14 protein-coding genes are annotated in these 17969 nt (G+C 63.7%); 8 read left to right on the forward strand and 6 right to left on the reverse strand.

Annotated elements, in window-relative coordinates:
• Positions 1-9 precede the first annotated feature (9 nt).
• The 3 genes from J2X54_RS15135 to J2X54_RS15145 form a co-directional block, all read right to left on the reverse strand.
• Positions 10-1089, reverse strand: coding sequence for an ABC transporter permease (locus tag J2X54_RS15135; protein ID WP_070248105.1), 1080 nt, complete (start codon positions 1087-1089; stop codon positions 10-12).
• Positions 1086-2615, reverse strand: a complete 1530-nt coding sequence (locus J2X54_RS15140; RefSeq protein ID WP_310181685.1) for an ABC transporter ATP-binding protein — start codon at positions 2613-2615, stop codon at positions 1086-1088. Before J2X54_RS15140 ends, J2X54_RS15135 begins: the two co-directional genes overlap by 4 nt.
• Positions 2616-2703: 88 nt before the next feature.
• The gene (locus tag J2X54_RS15145; protein WP_310181687.1) at positions 2704-3699 is read right to left on the reverse strand and encodes a BMP family ABC transporter substrate-binding protein; all 996 of its coding nucleotides are present in this window, start codon (positions 3697-3699) and stop codon (positions 2704-2706) included.
• Positions 3700-4152: 453 nt separating this feature from the next.
• Here J2X54_RS15145 and J2X54_RS15150 point away from each other — a divergent pair, with 453 nt between their 5' ends.
• The 4 genes from J2X54_RS15150 to pcp all read left to right on the forward strand — a co-directional run bounded on the left by J2X54_RS15150 (position 4153) and on the right by pcp (position 8939).
• On the forward strand, positions 4153-6501 hold the full coding sequence (locus tag J2X54_RS15150; protein ID WP_310181690.1) for a TonB-dependent receptor domain-containing protein: 2349 nt from the start codon (positions 4153-4155) through the stop codon (positions 6499-6501).
• Between the two features lie 70 nt (positions 6502-6571).
• Positions 6572-7270, forward strand: coding sequence for a DUF969 domain-containing protein (locus J2X54_RS15155; protein WP_310181693.1), 699 nt, complete (start codon positions 6572-6574; stop codon positions 7268-7270).
• Positions 7267-8223, forward strand: coding sequence for a DUF979 domain-containing protein (locus J2X54_RS15160; RefSeq protein ID WP_310181695.1), 957 nt, complete (start codon positions 7267-7269; stop codon positions 8221-8223). The genes J2X54_RS15155 and J2X54_RS15160 overlap by 4 nt, the downstream gene beginning before the upstream one ends.
• A gap of 65 nt (positions 8224-8288) precedes the next feature.
• Complete coding sequence (pcp, locus tag J2X54_RS15165; RefSeq protein WP_141749519.1) at positions 8289-8939, forward strand: pyroglutamyl-peptidase I; 651 nt, start codon at positions 8289-8291, stop codon at positions 8937-8939.
• An 18-nt stretch (positions 8940-8957) separates the two neighbouring features.
• Here pcp and J2X54_RS15170 read toward each other — a convergent pair whose 3' ends face one another.
• The 3 genes from J2X54_RS15170 to J2X54_RS15180 form a co-directional block, all read right to left on the reverse strand.
• Positions 8958-9863: a LysR family transcriptional regulator gene (locus J2X54_RS15170; RefSeq protein WP_070248093.1), complete on the reverse strand. Its 906-nt coding sequence runs from the start codon at positions 9861-9863 to the stop codon at positions 8958-8960.
• Between the two features lie 100 nt (positions 9864-9963).
• Positions 9964-10875: a pseudouridine-5'-phosphate glycosidase gene (locus J2X54_RS15175; protein WP_070248353.1), complete on the reverse strand. Its 912-nt coding sequence runs from the start codon at positions 10873-10875 to the stop codon at positions 9964-9966.
• 13 nt (positions 10876-10888) lie between these two features.
• Positions 10889-12052 carry a carbohydrate kinase gene (locus J2X54_RS15180; protein ID WP_310181698.1) on the reverse strand — a complete coding sequence of 388 codons (1164 nt, stop codon included), beginning with the start codon at positions 12050-12052 and terminating at the stop codon, positions 10889-10891.
• A gap of 265 nt (positions 12053-12317) precedes the next feature.
• On the opposite strand from J2X54_RS15180, the gene xapA reads away from it, so the two are divergent.
• The 4 genes from xapA (at position 12318) to J2X54_RS15200 (ending at position 17960) form a co-directional block, all read left to right on the forward strand.
• Positions 12318-13157 carry a xanthosine phosphorylase gene (xapA, locus tag J2X54_RS15185; RefSeq protein WP_310181701.1) on the forward strand — a complete coding sequence of 280 codons (840 nt, stop codon included), beginning with the start codon at positions 12318-12320 and terminating at the stop codon, positions 13155-13157.
• Between the two features lie 222 nt (positions 13158-13379).
• Complete coding sequence (locus J2X54_RS15190; RefSeq protein WP_070248089.1) at positions 13380-14573, forward strand: phosphopentomutase; 1194 nt, start codon at positions 13380-13382, stop codon at positions 14571-14573.
• Entirely contained in the window at positions 14570-15541 is a 972-nt protein-coding gene (deoC, locus tag J2X54_RS15195) for a deoxyribose-phosphate aldolase (RefSeq protein ID WP_310181703.1), read from the forward strand. The genes J2X54_RS15190 and deoC overlap by 4 nt, the downstream gene beginning before the upstream one ends.
• 25 nt (positions 15542-15566) lie before the next feature.
• The gene (locus tag J2X54_RS15200) at positions 15567-17960 is read left to right on the forward strand and encodes an aldehyde dehydrogenase family protein (protein WP_404990917.1); all 2394 of its coding nucleotides are present in this window, start codon (positions 15567-15569) and stop codon (positions 17958-17960) included.
• Positions 17961-17969: the final 9 nt, after the last annotated feature.

A 17969-nucleotide genomic window follows, 5' to 3' on the forward strand; every position in this document is an offset into this window, starting at 1 on the left:
GCTCGGTTGTTACTTCTTCAGGTTCAGCATCTTGGCGATGACCGGCGCATACAGGTTTTCCATGGCGCCGCAGAACAGGATGATCAGGCCCTGGATCAGGATCACGGTTTCGGGCGGGATGTTCTGCTTTTCCAGCGACAGGTCGAAACCGCCCTGGGTCAGCGCGCCGAACAGCACCGCTGACAGGAAGATGCCCACCGGGTGCTGGCGGCCCATCAGCGCAATCGCGATACCGATAAAGCCCGCGCCACCGACGAAGTTGAGCGACAGGTAGTGGGTGGAGCCCATGACGGAATTGACCGCACCGAGGCCGGCCAGGGCGCCCGAGATCAGCATGACCACGATGATCATCTTGCTGATGCGGATGCCGGCGTAGTGAGCGGCGTGCTTGTTCAGGCCCGTCGCGCGCACCTTGAAGCCCCACGACGAACGGGTGGTCATCACGCCGTACACGGCCAGCGCAATGATGGCCAGGAAGAAGCTGATGTTGAGCGGGGTCTCGCCCAGAATCGGGAACCACTGGTTCAGGCGCGGCAGCTCGGCGGCAGCGGTAAACAGGCGGCTGGCGGGATTCTGTTCGCCGTCCGGGATCATGTATTTGACGATCACGAAGTTCATCAGCGAGGCGGCGATGAAGTTGAACATGATGGTGGTGACCACCACGTGGCTGCCGCGTTTCGCCTGCAGGTAGCCGGGCAGGAATGCCCACAGGCCGCCGAACAGCGCCGCGCCCAGCACCCCGACCGGGATCAGCGCCCACGCCGGCAGCGAGCTGTCGAAGGCCAGCATCGCCAAGGTGAGGCCCAGGCCGCCCAGGTACATCTGGCCTTCGGCGCCGATGTTGAACAGGCCCGCCTGCATGGCGATCGATACCGCCAGGCCGGTGAAGATGAAGGTGGACGCGTAGAACAGCGTATAGCTCAGGCCTTCCGGATTGACGACCGCGCTGTTGACCAGGATGGCCAGCGATTCGGTCGGGCTTTCGCCCAGCATGTGGATCACCAGCGCGGTCACCAGCAGGGCCGACAGCAGGTTCAGGAGGGGCATGACAAAGGCTGTGGCCCAGCGTGGCAGGTCTTGGTTGTTCATGATTTGTGCATCCCGCCCATCAGCAAGCCAATGCGGGTGGTATCGAATTCTTCAATTTTCAGTTCGCCGGTAATGCGGCCGCCGCACATGACGAGGATGCGGTCGGCCAGCGCCCGCACTTCTTCCAGTTCGACCGACACCAGCAGGATCGCCACGCCGGCGTCGCGCAGCGCCAGCAGCTGGCGGTGGATGCTTTCGATGGTGCCGATGTCGACGCCACGGGTGGGCTGGCCCACCAGCATCAGCGTCGGCTGCGCCAGCACTTCGCGCGCGATCACCACCTTTTGCTGGTTGCCGCCCGAGAGCAGGCCGATACGCAGGTCGTGGTTGTTGGGACGTACGTCGAAGTCCTGCATCAGCGCCGCGCAGCGCGCCGCAATCGCCTTGAAGTCGAACAGGCCCCAGCGACCTTTTAGTTTGTCCTGGTAGCCGAGGATGGTGTTGTGCATGACCGAGAAGTTCTTCACCACGCCGTCGCGCAGGCGGTCTTCCGGAATGTGGGCGATACCGAGATCGCGGATGGTGCGCGGCAAGCCGTCGGCGTCGGACCGGCCGGCAAACGGCAGCGCCTTGCCCTGGAAGTCCACCTGGCCCGACGACGGCAGGCGCATGCCCGACAGGATTTCCATCAATTCACTCTGGCCGTTGCCGGAGACGCCCGCAATGGCGACGATCTCGCCGGCGCGCAGCGTAAAGCCGATATCGGCGAGCAGTTTTACGCCCTGGTCGTCCTGCAGTTGCAGGTTCTGCACGTGCAGCACCGGTGCGCCCGGATTGTAGGGAGCGCGGGGCAGGTTGTTGATGATCTGGCGCCCAACCATCATGTTGGCCAGGTCTTCCTTGGTGGTGGAGACCGTGGGCACGGCGCCGATCACGCGGCCGCCGCGCATCACGGTGACGGTGTCGGTGATGTCGAGGATTTCCTGCAGCTTGTGGGTGATCAGGATGATGGTTTTGCCCTGTTCCTTGAACAGGCGCAGGATCTCGAACAGCGACGCGGTTTCCTGCGCGGTGAGCACGGCGGTCGGCTCATCGAGGATCAGGATGTTGGCGCTGCGGTAGATCTGCTTGAGGATTTCCACGCGCTGCTGCGCACCGACCGACAGGTCGTGGATCACGGCCAGTGGATCGACGTCGAGTCGGTAGCGGGTGCAGATCTCGCGCAGCTTCGCTTCCACGGCCGCGCGCTTGGGCTTGAGCTGGAAACCGCCTTCGCTGCCAAGCATGACGTTATCGAGCACGGTCATGTTCTCTACCAGCATGAAGTGCTGGTGCACCATGCCGATGCCCATCGAGATCGCCTCCTGGCTGGTGCGGATCTGGCGCGCCTGGCCATCGAGCAGGATCTCCCCGCCATCGGCGCGGTAGTATCCGTACAGGATGCTCATCAGGGTCGATTTGCCGGCGCCGTTTTCGCCTACCAGGCCATGGATCGATCCCTTGGCGATGGCAAAGCTGACGTCGGTGTTCGCCTTGACAGCCCCAAAGTGCTTGGAGATGCCGCGAAATTCTACTGCTGGCTGCATAGTCGTAGTCGGTGCGGAGTAATGTGGGAAAAACCAAACGCGCCGCCGGGGATGCTCCCCGGCGGCGCGCTCTGAAGTCAAACAGGGATCAGACCGGGCAGGCAGCGCCCGAACGGATGTCGATCACCTTGATCTTGCCGTCGATGATGTCCTTGCGGGCGCCAAGTACGCGCTTTTCGATCTCCGGGGTGATCAGCTTGCGGTTGCTGGCGTCCAGTGCCCAATCGACGCCGCCTTCCTTGATGCCCTTGGCGGTGACGCCGGCTTTCCAGGTGCCGTTCTTCACTTGGGTGAACGAGTCATACACGGCGTTGTCCACCCGCTTGACCATCGAGGTGAGGATAGCGCCAGGGTACAGCGCGTTCTGGTTCGAATCGACGCCGATCGCCAGCTTGCCCTTTTCCTTGGCCGTTTGCAGCGTGCCCATGCCCGAACCACCGGCCACGGCGAAGACCACGTCCACGCCACGGTCGAACTGCGAGCGCGCCAGTTCGCCGCCCTTGGCCGGATCGTTCCAGGCGGCGGCAGTGGTGCCGACCATGTTGGAGAATACTTCAACCTTCGGGTTGACCGCCTTGGCGCCCTGGGTATAACCGCAGGCGAAGGTGCGGATCAAGGGAATGTCGATGCCGCCGATGAAGCCGAGCTTTTTCGATTTGGACGCCATGGCGCCTGCCACGCCGACCAGGTACGAGCCTTCTTCTTCCTTGAAGGTGATCGAGTTGACGTTGGCGCCTTGCGCCACGCCGTCGATCAGTACGAAGCGCACTTTCGGGAATTCCTTGGCGACCTTTTGCACGGCGGCCTGCTGGGCGAAGCCGATCGACGCGATCAGGTCCAGGTTCTTGCGGGCCAGGCCACGCAGCACCTGCTCGGCCTGGGTGTCGCTGGAGGCTTGCACCTCGATGAAATTGATACCGGTTTCCTGCTTGAAGCGCGAGGCGCCCTCGAATGCGGACTGGTTGAACGATTTGTCGAACTTGCCGCCGGCGTCATACACGACGGCCAGTTTTGGGGCCGCTGCGGACGCGCTGGCAGCGACCAACACGGCTGCAACCGTCAAACTAAGTTGTTTAAGTTTCATGAATAGGCTCCTGGAAGAACGATATTGTATATTTTTATTGGACGAATGATGTACTTTGGCCGCGTTTTCCTTAAACCATGATAAGTACGCATGTGTCGCACCGCAGCAACGTTGCAAACCAAATAAAATATTTTTTGTCTGTTGCGTTTTCATGCACTCTGGCCGCGAACCTTGCGCGGACTGGCGCTGCTTGCCTTTTTCCTTACTGCTCCCGCCAACGCGTTTTCACTCTGCAATGCAGCAAATAGGCCGTTCGCGACTATTTTTTAAGCAGCCTACAACTATGCATCACGGTCGATATGTACGACAAATTCGTTTTTGCTTGGCTATTTAGTCGAATTAGCTATTAATCAAGTGGGCAAAAATGCCAGTTTGCGGCGATTTTGCCCCGTGCTAGCATCGCATCCAGCGTTTTCAACATAACCATATAAACAATATCCGGGAGCAGTATCCATGAGCACACATCGTTCCGTCTTGCGGTCCGCCGTACCGTCACTGATCGCACTGGCTGTCGCCAGCGCCTTCCCGCTGTCATCGGCATTCGCTGCCGAAGCGGCGGCCGTCGCTGAAGCTGCGGCGGAGCAGGCGGTAGAGCAGGGTGCCGGCGCAGGGGCTTCGGCAACGGTTGCGCCGGCAGGGCGCAACCAGCTCGAAACCGTGATCGTCACCGCCCAGCGCCGTGCCGAAAACATCCGCGACGTGCCGATGTCGATCGCCACCGTCAAGGGCGACAAGCTCGATGTGCTCACCTCCGGCGCCGCCGACATCCGCTTCCTGTCCGGCCGCACGCCGTCGGTCAGCATCGAATCGGACTATGGCCGCACCTTCCCGCGCTTTTACATCCGTGGCCTCGGTAACACCGACTTCGACCTGAACGCTTCGCAGCCGGTCGGCCTGGTGATGGACGATATCGTCATGGAAAACGCCATGCTCAAGGGCTTCCCGGTGTTCGACGTGGACCAGGTGGAAGTGCTGCGCGGTCCGCAGGGCACCCTGTTCGGCCGCAACTCGCCGGCCGGCGTGATCAAGTTCGACTCGGCCAAGCCGGTCTTCAAGACCGAAGGCTATCTGCAACTGGGCCTCGGTAACTACTCGACCAAAACCGCAGAAGGCGTGTTCAATATGCCGGTCAGCGACACCGTGGCGCTGCGCTTCTCGGGCACCAGTCAGCACCGCGGCAACCGCGTGCACAACACCAACCCTACCGCAGGCAAGGGCACCCAGGACTTCGAAGGCTACGGCGACCAGGCGTTCCGCCTGCAGGCGCTGGTACAGCCGAACAAGGACTTCTCGGCCCTCTTCAACGTCCACGCCCGTAACTACCACGGCAACGCCGCGCTGTTCCGCGCCAATATCATCAAGAAGGGCACCAACGACCTGGTGGACGGCTTCGACTACGGTTCGTACGCCAGCGACGGCATCAACCAGCAGGACCTGGAAACCAAGGGCGGCAGCATTCGCCTGAAGTACAACGCCGGCGACATCACGCTGCACTCGATCACCGGCTACGAAAAGCTCAAGTTCTACAGCCGCGCCGACGTCGATGGCGGTTACGGCGCCGTGTTCGCGCCGCCGTCGGGTCCAGGCTTCATCCCGTTCCCGGTGGAGACGGCCGACGTGCTGCCGAACCACCGCCAGTTCTCGCAGGAGTTCCGCGCCGAGTCCAACTACAGCGGTCCGCTGCAATGGATCGGCGGCTTGTACTACTTCGACGAGAGCATCCAGATCGACAGTATCAATTTCAACACCTTCGCACCAGGCAATCCGCAAAATGCACAGTACGCGGTGCAGAACCAGAAGAACAAGTCGTGGGCCGGTTTTGGGTCGCTCAATTACACCGTGTCGGACAAGCTGAAAGTACGCGGCGGCCTGCGCTACACCAGCGACAAGAAGGACTTCACGGCGATGCGCGTGGAGCCGCCTCTTTCCTCGGGCCCGCTGGCAGTGAACAAGGATTCGCACAACGTCAGCTGGGATTTGAGCGGCACCTACGAGTTGAGCAAGACCACCAACCTGTTTGCCCGCGTGGCGACCGGTTACCGCGCGCCGTCGATCCAGGGTCGCCTCAACGGCCTGGCTGACAAGCCGTCGTCGGCCGATGCCGAACGCGCACTGTCGTACGAAGCGGGCGTCAAGCAGGACCTGTTCGACCGCCGCGCGCGCCTGAGCGCCTCCGTGTTCCAGTACCGCATGAAGGACAAGCAGCTCACCGCCGGCAGCGGCGCGGTAAATATGAACCAGTTGATCAACGCCGACAAGGTCACCGGGCAGGGCGTGGAACTGGACTTCCAGGCCAACCTCAGCGACGAGTTCAGCACGACCATCGGTTACAGCTACAACGACACCGAGATCAAGGACAAGAACCTGTTCGTTCAATACTGCGGTAACGTCTTGAACAACGCCGCCAGCGGCTGCACCCCGACCAACCGGCAAGGCCCGTTCGTGGGCACGTCCTACATCGACGGCAACCCGCTGCCACGCGCGCCGAAGCACCAGCTGAATTTCACCCTCAAGTACAGCACCGAAATCGGCAACGGCGAGTTCTACGCCATGACCGACTGGGCCTACCGCACCAGCTACAACTTCTTCCTGTACGAAGCACCGGAGTACAAGGCCAAGAAGCTGACCGAAGGCGGCGTGCGTGCAGCGTACAAGTGGGGCAATGGCAAATACGAAGTGGCAGCGTTCGGCCGCAACATCACCGACCGCCAGGTGATCCTGGGTGCGATCGACTTCGACAACCTGACCGGCATCCTGAACGAACCGCGCACCTGGGGCGGGACCTTCAAGGTTAATTTTTAACATGCTGTAAATTCAAGGCCCCGCGCACTGCAAAGTGCGCGGGGCTTTTTACTTTGAGGGAGACACGTCGTTGAATCACACCGTCAATCTGTGGCCGCTGCTGGGCGTGGCCGTGATCATCGCGGGCTTTGCCCTGCGCGCGCACCCGGTGCTGGTGGTGGTCGCCGCCTGTTTCGTGACCGGCTTTGCCGCCGCCATGGACGTGCCGACCCTGCTGGCCACCCTCGGTGCGGCGTTCATCAAGACCCGCAACCTGCCATTGATCCTGCTGCTGCCGCTGGCCGCCATCGGCCTGCTCGAGCGCTATGGCTTGCGCGAGCACGCGCAGGCGTCGATCGCCCGCATCAAGTCGGCCACCACCGGGCGCATCCTGATCGTCTACCTGGCCATCCGCGAGATAAGCGCGGCTTTTGGCTTGACCAGCATCGGCGGCCACCCGAACATGGTGCGCCCGCTGATCGCGCCGATGGCCGAGGGCGCGGCCGAGTTGCGCTATCTGAAGCTGCCAGACACCGTGCGCCACCGCATCCGCGCCATGTCGGCCGCCACCGACAACGTCGGCCTGTTCTTCGGCGAGGACGTCTTTGTCGCTTTCGGCGCCATCGTCCTGATGCAGACCTTCCTGCGCGGCGAGGGGCTGGAAGTCGATCCGCTGCACATCGCGCTGTGGGGCATCCCGACGGCGGTCACCGCCTTCATCATCCACGCGTGGCGCCTGCACCGCTTCGACGCCCACATCGCGCGCACCATGAAGCGGATGGCGCCATGATCATCCAGCTCGATTATTTTTACTACGTGCTGGGCGCCATGCTGCTGGCGATTGCCGTCATGACGCTGCGCGACCGCCACAATCCCAAACGTTATTCGAGCGCGCTGTTCTGGGGGCTGTACGCGGTGGTGTACCTGGCCGGCGAAGCACTGGCGCCCATCGTTGCCGGCGCCTTGATGGTGGTGATGGCGCTGATCGCCGGCTTCGGCGGCGTGGCGCTGGGCCGCCACGGCGAGCGTACGCCGCAGGAGCGGCAAAGCAGCGCCGCGCGCCTCGGCCACAAGCTGCTGCTGCCGGCGCTGGCCATCCCGGTCGTCACCGTGATCGGCTCCACCTTGTTGAAGGATGTGCAATTCGACGGCAGCTTCCTGCTCGACCAGAAGAATCTCACGCTGGCGAGCCTCGGTTGCGGTTCGCTGATCGCCGTGGCGATTGCCTGTGCGGTCACGCGCGCCACGCCGCTGCAGGCGCTGCGCGAATCGCGCCGGCTGGTCGATCACCTGGGCTGGGCGGTGGTGCTGCCGCACATGCTGGCGGTTCTGGGCCTGCTGTTCTCCGAGGTTGGCATGGGCAAGGCGGTGGCGCACGTGGTCACGTCCACGATCGACATGGACATGAAGCTGGTGGCGGTGGCCGTGTACTGCCTGGGCATGGCGCTGTTTACCATCATCATGGGCAATGGCTTCGCGGCGTTTCCGGTAATCGCCGGCGGCATCGGTGTGCCGGTGCTGGTCGGCGTGTACGATGCCAATCCGGCGGTGATGGCGGCCATCGGCATGTTCAGCGCCTACTGCGGCACGCTCATGACGCCGATGGCGGCCAACTTCAATATCGTGCCGGCCGCGCTGCTCGAACTGCCGGACAAGCATGCCGTCATCAAGGCGCAACTGGCTACCGCAGTGCCGGTATTGTTGGCCAATATCGCATTGCTCTACTTTTTGATGAATTTGTAACGGCTATGCCAGGCTATGACAATTGGGGTAGAGTAGCGTCCTGGTAGGAGGTAACCAATATGCCAATGCGAAAAATCATTCTGTTGACGGGCTTCGAGCCGTTCAACCAGGAGACCATCAACCCCTCGTGGGAAGCCGTGCGGGCCTTGCAGGGCTGGAGCGAGGGCGACTTCATCGTCCATGCCCGCCAGCTGCCGTGCGTGTTCGGCCAGGCCAACAAGGTGCTGCACCATGCGGTGGAAGAGCTGCAGCCATGCATGGTGATCGCAGTGGGGCAGGCCGGCGGCCGCCCCGATATCTCGGTCGAACGCATCGCCATCAACATCGACGACGCACCGATTGCCGACAATGTACAGCGCCTGATCGTCGACCAGCCAGTGGTCTACGGCGCACCGGCCGCGTATTTTTCAACCTTGCCGATCAAGGCCATCGTCCAGGCACTGCGCGAGGCGGGGCTGCCGGCGTCGGTGTCGCAAAGCGCCGGCACCTTCGTGTGCAACCACGTGTTCTATGGCCTGATGCACCAGGCGCGCGATTGGGGCACCACCATGCGCGCCGGCTTTATCCACATCCCGTATCTGCCGCAGCAGGCCGCCGCGCATCCGGGCAGCGCCAGCATGCGGCTCGACGACATGGTGGAAGGTTTGCGCATTGCCATCCGCACCACGCTCGCGCACACGGTCGATGTGCGCGAGTCGGGTGGCGTGACGCACTAAGCGCGCACCAAGCCCGGATTAATTGGCTTTGGGTGGATTGAGGATGTTCAGGAAGGCGCGCACCACGGGCGCGTCGTCCAGCGCGGTGTAGGTGATGTACAGGTTGGCCGACGGTGGATTGGTGCGGATCGGCACGAACACCACGCCGGGCCAGCCGATCCGGCTGGTGGTCTCCGGCAGCAGCGTGACGCCCAGTCCCGCGCCCACCATGGCCAGCAGGGTTTGCGGCTCGGTCGCTTCCTGGAAAATGGTCGGCTGAAAGCCGGCGTCCACGCAGCACTGGATCAAATAGCGCGGGAACGACGACTTGTCGAGCGCCAGCGTGAGCATCGGTTCGTTGGCGATGTCGATCAACTCGATGGCGTCGGCCTTGGCCAGCGGGTGGTGCTCGTTGATCGCCACGCACACGTCTTCCTTGAAGCACAGCTCCTGGCGCAGGTTATCCTGGCGCAGCAAATCCTCGTCGATGCGCGGCTCGCGCCAGAATCCCACGTCCACCTGCTTGGCCCGCAGCGCTTCGTATTGCAGCGTGGGGCCCAGCTCGTGGATGGTCCAGGTCACGCGCGGAAAATTGGTCTGGAATTGCTCGAGCAGGCTGGGGATCGGTCCCCACATGGCCGAGCCGACAATGCCCACGCGCAGGCGACCGACTTCGCCGCGGTCGATCTGGCGGATGGTGTCGATGGTCATGCGCATGCGACCCAGCAGGTCGGAGGCCTCGCTCATGAGCGCCTTGCCGGCCACGGTAAGCTCGAACGTGCGCGTGGTGCGGGCGAACAGCTTCACACCGAGTTCGCTCTCGAGCTTCATGATCTGCTGGCTGAGCGGCGGCTGCGAAATGTGCAGCCGTTCGGCAGCCCGGCTGAAGCTCTTTTCTTCTGCGACGGCGAGGAAGTACTTCAGTTGTTTCAGATCGATGGACATGGGCTATTCTAACAAAGGCAAGGCAAAGCTGAACTCGCGGACGGCTTATCCGTCATCCCCGCATTCGCGAGGATGACGGAATCAATGCTGGCGGTGTTCTTTACGCCCCCAGCATCGCCACCGCCAGCGCGGCGCCGCAGCGCGCATTGTTCTTCACCAGCGCGATATTGGTCACCAGGCTGCGGCCTTCGGTCAGCGCTTTGATGCGCGAGAGCAGGAACGGCGTGACGTTCTTGCCGGTCACGCCCTGGGCATCGGCTTCGCCCAGCGCCTGCAAGGTGATGGCGTCGATTTCGTCTTTCGGCATCGCTTCCGCTGCCGGCACCGGGTTGCTGACCACGATGCCGCCTTTCAGGCCCAGCGCCCACTTGGTGCGGATGAAAGCTGCCTGCTCGCTTGGCGTGTCGAGCTGGAAGTCGGCATTGAAGCCGCTCTCGCGGGTGAAGAACGCCGGGAAGCCGCGCTGGCCCACGCTCACCACCGGCACGCCGTGGGTTTCCAGGTATTCGAGGGTGAGGCCAATGTCGAGGATCGATTTCACGCCCGCGCACACCACGGCCACCGACGTCTGGGCCAGTTCCTGCAAGTCGGCCGAGATGTCGAAACTGGTCTCGGCGCCACGGTGCACGCCGCCGATGCCGCCGGTGACGAACACGGAAATGCCGGCCAGCTCGGCGCAGATCATGGTCGCTGCCACCGTGGTCGCGCCCAGCCTGGACTGGGACAGCACGAACGGCAGGTCGCGGCGGCTGACCTTCATGGCATCGGGCGAAGTGCCCAACAGTTCCAGTTGCTCTTCCGAGAGACCGATGCAGATCTTGCCGCCGATGATGGCGATGGTGGCCGGCACGGCGCCGCCGTCGCGGATGATCTGTTCCACTTCACGCGCCATCTGGACGTTTTGCGGGTAAGGCATGCCGTGCGAGATGATGGTCGATTCCAGTGCGACGATGGCTTTGCCGGCAGCGCGGGCGGCGGCGACTTCAGGGGAGAACAGCAGGTACTGGTGCATGGTGAATCCTTGATCAGTTGGTTGTGTAAAGCGGCGCGGAATGGCCAGGGTCATGCGCCGCATCGGTATTGGAGATTGCCTCGAGCAGGCCGGCGTCCAGCGCTGGCGCCACGGTGCTGGCGCTTTGCACGGTGACGGCGGCCAGCGCCAGTCCACGGCGGCAGGCCAGGGTGAGGTCGGCGCTGTCATCGTTGTCTTGCACCAGCGACCAGCACACGGCGGCGGAAAACGCGTCACCGGCGCCGGTGACATCGACCACCTTCACCTGGTGTGCGGCCAGCCACACCAGCTGGCCGTCGCAGGTGTGGAACACGCCCTGGCTGCCGCAGGTGACGATGACATCGCGCGCGCCGCGCTGCTGCACGCCGGCGCACGCCAGCCGCACGTCGGCTTCGGTGGGCAGCGGGCGGCCGGCCACGGTTTCGAGTTCGGCGCGGTTGAGGATCAGCAGGCGCACGCCGTGCAGGTCGTGCGGCAGGCGCGCCATCTTGGGTTGCGAGACGGCGACGATGACCAATGGCGCGTGATCGGCGCGGGCGCTGTCGATCAGTGCCGCCACGGTCTCAAGCGGCAGGTTCAGGTCCGCGACCGTGAGCGCGGCGGCAGCGCGTTGCGGCGCGCGGCTGGCTAAAAACTCGGGCGTGAGCTGGTCGTACAGCGCCATGTCGGCCAGGGCCACGTGCAGCTCGCCCTCGGCGTCGAGGATGGCGGTATAGGTGCCGCTGGCGGTATCGGCCAGCGCCAGGCTGCCGCGCGTGTCGATGCCAGCTGCCTGCGCGTGGTCTTGCAGTGCGCGCCCGGCGCCGTCGTCGCCGAGGGCGGTCAGCAGCGCTACCGGGGTGTGCAGGCGCGCCAGGTTCTCGGCGATATTGCGCGCCACGCCGCCGTAGGTCTCGGACGCAGTGGCGGGGTTCGAAGTACCTGCCTGCAGGGTGGCGATGGTGCGCAGCTTGCGGTCCACGTTGGCCGCGCCGATGCACACGACCGGGCGCTGGCCGCGCGGCGCCGGCAGCACGTAGGCACGGCCGAGCAGGCGCCGCTCGCGGATCAGGCTGGCAATATGCCCGGCCACGGCCGAGCGCGACAGGCCCAGGTCTGCTGCCAGGTCCTGCTGCGAGATGAAGGGGTTGGCGTGGATCAGCTGGTATAGCTGTTCCTTCTTGGAGGGTTCGGTCACGGGTTGTGCGCCTGTTTAAACATTTGTCTTTAATAGTAAACAAATGTCTGTCAATGGTCAACTGCCATGGTTAGCTTGCGTCAGCGAAGTTTCCATTGATTTATAATGTACGCCTATTTATATGCATGAGCTATAAATCGGCAAGAAAAATGGTATTTGCCATACATAATGGGGATGAGGCATCATGTCGCATCTCCATGCTCGTCCAACGGCCAAGTATCGTCTCTACCCGAGCGGCCCATCCCAAGAACAACAGAGGAAAACCATGTCCAGCAACTCCCCATTCCAGGCCGCAGAAATCGTCCGCGCCCGCATTCCAGCAGACTTCAAGCCACGCGTGGCCATGATCCTCGGCTCCGGCCTGGGCGTGCTGGCCGAGCAGATGACCGACGCGGTCACCATCAGCTTCAACGAACTGCCGGGCTTCCCGATCAGCACCGTGCACGGCCACGCCGGCGAACTGGTGGTGGGTACCCTGGCGGGCGTGCCGGTGGTGTGCATGAAGGGCCGCGGCCACGTCTACGAAGGCTATGGCCTGGGCGTGATGACCAGCGCCGTGCGCACCATGAAGCTGCTGGGTTGCGAGATGCTGTTCGTGACCAATGCGGCCGGTTCGCTGCGCACCGAAGTCGATGCGGGCTCGCTGGTGGCGCTCACTGACCATATCAACTACCTGCCGGGTACCCCGATGATGGGCCCGAACGACGAGCGTTTCGGTCCGCGCTTCTTCAGCATGGCCAACGCCTACGACGCCGACCTGCGTGCACTGCTGCACGCGTCGGCCAAGGAAAAGAACGTGCCGCTGCATGAAGGCGTGTACATCGCCTACGCCGGTCCGAACTTCGAAACGCCAGCCGAAATCCGCGCCTTCAAAACCCTGGGCGCCGATGTCGTCGGCATGTCAGTGGTGCCGGAAGTGGTGTCGGCCCGTCATTGCAGCCTGAAAGTGGTGGGCGTGTCGGCGATTACCAACCTGGCCGAAGGCCTGTCGCCGTTCCCGCTGTCGCACGAGCAGACCCTGAAATACGCAGCCGTTGCCGCCACGTCGCTGATCGAAGTGATTCTGGCCTTCCTGGCCAACGTTGGCAAAACCCCGCAGGCTTGAAGTTGAAAGGCGGCTCCACGCCACGTTGTTGGTCCTGGAGCCGTTGTTAGCTGTCGAGCCGTCATTCCCGCGCACGCGGGAATCCATAGAACGGCTGATGTGCAAGCTCGGTATGGATTCCCGCTTTCGCGGGAATGACGGTTTTGAGGTTGGCGATAACTGCTGACGGTCCGTCGCATTTACATCCTCATTTGCACCTATCTGCACCTAAAGGAGCACACCATGAAACGCGCATTTATCCTCCTGCTTGATTCCTTCGGCCTCGGCGCCACGCCCGACGCCGACAAGTACAACGATGTCGGCGTCAACACCTTCGGCCACATCGCCGACTGGGCCGCCAAGGCCGGCACGCCGATGCAACTGCCGGTGATGGAAAAACTGGGCCTGGCCGCTGCCGCCCATGCCGCCAGCGGCCAATGGGCGCAGGGCTTTCATCAGCGCGACGGTTTTACCGCCGCCTGGGGCGCTGCGCGCGAGCGTTCCACCGGCAAGGACACCCAGTCCGGCCACTGGGAGATCGCCGGCGTGCCGGTGGAATTCGACTGGGGATATTTTCCGAAAACGGTGCCGTCGTTCCCGGCGGAGCTCACTCAAAAGCTGCAGGAACTGACCGGCGTGCCGGGCTTCCTCGGCGACTGCCATGCCTCGGGCACGGAAATCATCAACAAGCATGGCGATGAACACGTCGCCACCGGCAAACCGATCATCTACACCTCGGCCGACTCGGTGCTGCAGATCGCCGCGCATGAAGATTCGTTCGGCCTCGAGCGCCTGTACGAAGTGTGCGAGATCGCCTTCAAGCTGGTGGAACCGTACAACATCGGCCGCGTGATCGCGCGTCCGTTCACCGGCGCCAACGGCAACTACACCCGCACCACCAACCGCCACGACTACGCGGTCGCGCCACCGGCGCCCACCTTGCTCGACCACGTGAAGAACGACGGCGGCGAAGTGATCGCGCTCGGTAAAATCAGCGACATCTTTGCCACGCAAGGCGTCTCGCGCGTGGTCAAGGGCAAGGACAATATGGCCTTGTTCGACGCGCTGCTCAAAGTGCAGGACGAAGCGGGCGACAAGTCGCTCACGTTCGTCAATTTCGTGGACTTCGACCAGGCCTTCGGCCACCGCCGCGACGTCACCGGCTACGCGAACGCGCTGCACGAAATGGATGCGCGCCTGCCCGAGTTCATATCGCGCATGCAGGAGGGCGACGTGGCCGTGATCACCGCCGACCACGGCTGCGATCCGACCTGGCCCGGCTCGGACCACACGCGCGAACACATTCCGATGATCTTCTTCGGCCCCGGTGTCGCACCGCAGCAGTTGCCCATTTCGGAATCGTTCTCCGACATCGGCCAGACCCTGGCGCACCACCTGGGCGTGCCACCACTTTCCAACGGAAACAACCTGTTATGAGCCAAGACTTGCACCTCGCCGATTTCAAGCGTAACGAAGCCGTCCCGCTGGACCTGGGCTGGATCAACCACATCCACATCAACAAGAGCGCAGCCGACCGCCGCGCCGCCAGCCTGGCCAACCGCCGCACGGTCAAGAAGGAATACCAGGCCGCGTGGCTGGTCAAGGCCATCGGCCTGATCGACCTCACCACCCTGTCCGGCGACGACACCCCGGGCCGCGTGGAGCGCCTGTGCCGCAAGTCCATGCGGCCGCTGCGCGCCGACCTGGTCGAGGCGCTGGGCCTGTCCGGCCATCCACTGACCACCGGCGCCGTCTGCGTGTACCACGAGATGATCAAGCCGGCCGGCGAGGTGCTGCAAGGCCGCCTGCCGATCGCTGCAGTCTCCACCGGCTTCCCGGCAGGTCTCACCAGCATGGAAACCAAGGTGCGCGAGATCGAACTGTCGGTTGCCGCGGGCGCTTCCGAAATCGATATCGTCATCACCCGCCAGCACGTGTTGACCGGTAACTGGCAGGCGCTGTACGACGAAATGCTGGCCTATCGCCAGGCGTGCGGCGACGCCCACGTCAAAGCGATTCTCGCCACCGGCGAGCTGGTCACGCTGGAAAACGTCGCCAAGGCTTCGTGGGTGTGCATGATGGCCGGCGCGGACTTCATCAAGACGTCCACCGGCAAGGAGCCGGTCAACGCCACCATTCCCGTGTCGCTGACGATGGTGCGCGCGATTCGCGACTACCACGAGCAGACCGGTTTCAAGATCGGCTACAAGCCTGCGGGCGGCGTGGGCACGGCCAAGGCGGCCCTGCAATACCTGACCCTGATGAAGGAAGAACTGGGCAACGAGTGGCTCGAGCCGCACTTGTTCCGCATCGGCGCTTCGAGCCTGCTGACCGACATCGAACGCCAGCTCGAGCACTACGTGACCGGCAGTTATTCTGCTGCTCATCGCCACGCCCAACCCTAACGCAGTTTCAAAGCACGGACACGTCATGCCATCAATTAAAGAGATACTCAATACCATGGAATACGGCCCAGCACCCGAGAGCCAGAAAGAAGCGCAAGCGTGGCTCGAGCAGCATGGCCGCACCTTCGGCCTGTTCATCGACAACGCCTGGACCGACGCCGGCGAACTGTTCGCCTCCACCAATCCGGCCGACGCCTCCAAACTGGCCGACCTGACGCAAGCGACCGCCGACGACGTCGACCGCGCCGTGGCAGCAGCGCGCCGCGCGCAGCCGGGCTGGCAGGCACTGGGAGGCCATGGCCGCGCCAAGGTGCTGTACGCGATCGCACGCCTGCTGCAAAAGCACGCGCGCCTGTTCGCCGTACTGGAAACCCTGGACAACGGCAAGACCATTCGCGAAACGCGCGACGTCGACCTGCCGCTGGCCGCGCGCCACTTCTACTACCACGCCGGCTGGGCGCAGCTGCAGGCCGAAGAATTCGCCGACTACCGCGCCGTGGGCGTGGTGGGGCAGATCGTGCCATGGAATTTCCCACTCTTGATGCTGTCGTGGAAAATCGCCCCGGCGCTGGCCGCCGGTAACACGGTGGTGTTCAAACCGGCCGAGTTCACGTCGCTGACCGCCATGCTGTTTGCCGAGATCTGCGTGCAGGCCGGCGTTCCGGCGGGGGTGGTCAACATCGTCACCGGCGACGGCGCCGTGGGCGAGGCCATCGTCAACCACGCCGGCATCGACAAGCTGGCCTTCACCGGTTCGAACGAAGTGGGTCGCCAGATCCGCATCGCCACCGCCGGCAGCGGCAAGAAGCTCTCCCTGGAGCTGGGCGGCAAGTCACCGTTCATCGTGTTCGAAGACGCCGACCTCGATGCAGCGGTCGAAGGCCTGGTCGATTCGATCTGGTTCAACCAAGGGCAGGTCTGCTGCGCCGGTTCGCGCCTGCTGGTGCAGGAGTCGGTGGAAGCGAAATTCCTCGCCAAGCTGCGCGCGCGCATGGACAAGCTCACCCTCGGTGCGCCGCTGGAAAAGTCGATCGACGTGGGCGCCCTGGTCGATCCGATCCAGCAGCAGCGCATCGCCGAGCTGGTGGAATCGGCCCGCGCCGAAGGCTGCACCGTGTACCAGCCGGCCTGCGAAATGCCGGCTGCCGGCGCCTGGTTCCCGCCAACCTTGATCACCGGCGCCTCCACGTCGGCCGCCGTGGCGCAGGCCGAGATCTTCGGTCCGGTGCTGGTTGCCATGAGCTTCCGCACTCCGCCCGAAGCGGTACAACTGGCCAACAACACCGTGTACGGCCTGGCCGCGTGCGTGTGGACCGAGAACATCTCGCTGGCGCTCGACGTCGCGCCGCAGATCAAGGCTGGCGTGGTGTGGATTAACACCGCCAACCAGTTCGACGCCGCCTGCGGCTTCGGTGGCTACCGCGAATCGGGCTTCGGCCGCGAAGGCGGCCGCGAAGGCATGTACGAGTACATGACCGCGCTGTCGGAAGATGCACGCCCGGCTGCACCGGTCCTTTCCGCTCCGGCCAAGACCAAGGCCGCCGCACCAGTGGCTGCCGGTGGCGCGTTTGCCATCGACCGCACCGCCAAGATGTACATCGGCGGCAAGCAGGCCCGCCCTGACGGCGCCTACAGCCGCGCGGTGAATGGCTTTGATGGCGCGTTCATTGCCGAAGTGGGCGAGGGCAGCCGCAAGGACATCCGCAACGCGGTGGAAGCGGCCCACAAAGCCGGCGGCTGGTCGAAAGCGACCGCCCACAACCGCGCGCAAGTGCTGTACTACATCGCTGAAAACCTGGCCGCGCGCGGCGAGGAATTTGCCGCGCGCATCAGCGCCATGACCGGCGCCTCGACTGCCAACGCGGAAAAGGAAGTGCAGGCCTCGATCGAGCGCCTGTTCTACTACGCTGCCTATGCAGACAAGTACGACGGCCTGGCGCACCAGCCGCCGATGCACGGCGTGACCGTGGCGCTGAACGAACCGGTCGGCGTGATCGGCATCGTGTGCCCGAACGAGGCGCCGTTGCTCGGTCTCATTTCGCTGGTGGCTCCGGCCATCGCGCTGGGCAACCGCGTGGTGGTGGTGCCGTCCGAGGCGCATCCGCTGTCGGCCACCGATCTGTACCAGGTATTCGATACTTCGGACCTGCCGGGCGGCGTCGTCAACATCGTCACCGGTAGCACCGACGAACTGGCGCGCACGCTGGCCACCCACGGCGACATTGACGCCGTGTGGCGCCACGATGGTTCCGCAGCCGGTTGCGCGGAAGTGGAGCGCCTGTCGGCCGCCTCGCTCAAGCGCACCTGGGTAGGCGGGGCCAAGGGCCGCGACTGGTACAGCACGGCGCAAGCGGGAGGCCGCGCGGTGCTGGCGCATGCGTCGCAGGTCAAGAACGTGTGGATTCCTTACGGCGTTTGATGATGTGAC

Origin of the sequence: Duganella sp. 3397 (assembly GCF_031456625.1) — a bacterium.
GTDB lineage: Bacteria > Pseudomonadota > Gammaproteobacteria > Burkholderiales > Burkholderiaceae_D > Rugamonas > Rugamonas phyllosphaerae.

Coding starts and splice junctions, on each gene's coding strand:
- J2X54_RS15200 (WP_404990917.1), top strand. CDS start 15,567: ATGCCATCAATTAAAGAGATACTCAATACCATGGAATACGGCCCAGCA.
- J2X54_RS15135 (WP_070248105.1), bottom strand. CDS start 1,089: ATGAACAACCAAGACCTGCCACGCTGGGCCACAGCCTTTGTCATGCCC.
- pcp (WP_141749519.1), top strand. CDS start 8,289: ATGCGAAAAATCATTCTGTTGACGGGCTTCGAGCCGTTCAACCAGGAG.
- xapA (WP_310181701.1), top strand. CDS start 12,318: ATGTCCAGCAACTCCCCATTCCAGGCCGCAGAAATCGTCCGCGCCCGC.
- J2X54_RS15140 (WP_310181685.1), bottom strand. CDS start 2,615: ATGCAGCCAGCAGTAGAATTTCGCGGCATCTCCAAGCACTTTGGGGCT.
- J2X54_RS15160 (WP_310181695.1), top strand. CDS start 7,267: ATGATCATCCAGCTCGATTATTTTTACTACGTGCTGGGCGCCATGCTG.
- deoC (WP_310181703.1), top strand. CDS start 14,570: ATGAGCCAAGACTTGCACCTCGCCGATTTCAAGCGTAACGAAGCCGTC.
- J2X54_RS15145 (WP_310181687.1), bottom strand. CDS start 3,699: ATGAAACTTAAACAACTTAGTTTGACGGTTGCAGCCGTGTTGGTCGCT.
- J2X54_RS15170 (WP_070248093.1), bottom strand. CDS start 9,863: ATGTCCATCGATCTGAAACAACTGAAGTACTTCCTCGCCGTCGCAGAA.
- J2X54_RS15175 (WP_070248353.1), bottom strand. CDS start 10,875: ATGCACCAGTACCTGCTGTTCTCCCCTGAAGTCGCCGCCGCCCGCGCT.
- J2X54_RS15150 (WP_310181690.1), top strand. CDS start 4,153: ATGAGCACACATCGTTCCGTCTTGCGGTCCGCCGTACCGTCACTGATC.
- J2X54_RS15190 (WP_070248089.1), top strand. CDS start 13,380: ATGAAACGCGCATTTATCCTCCTGCTTGATTCCTTCGGCCTCGGCGCC.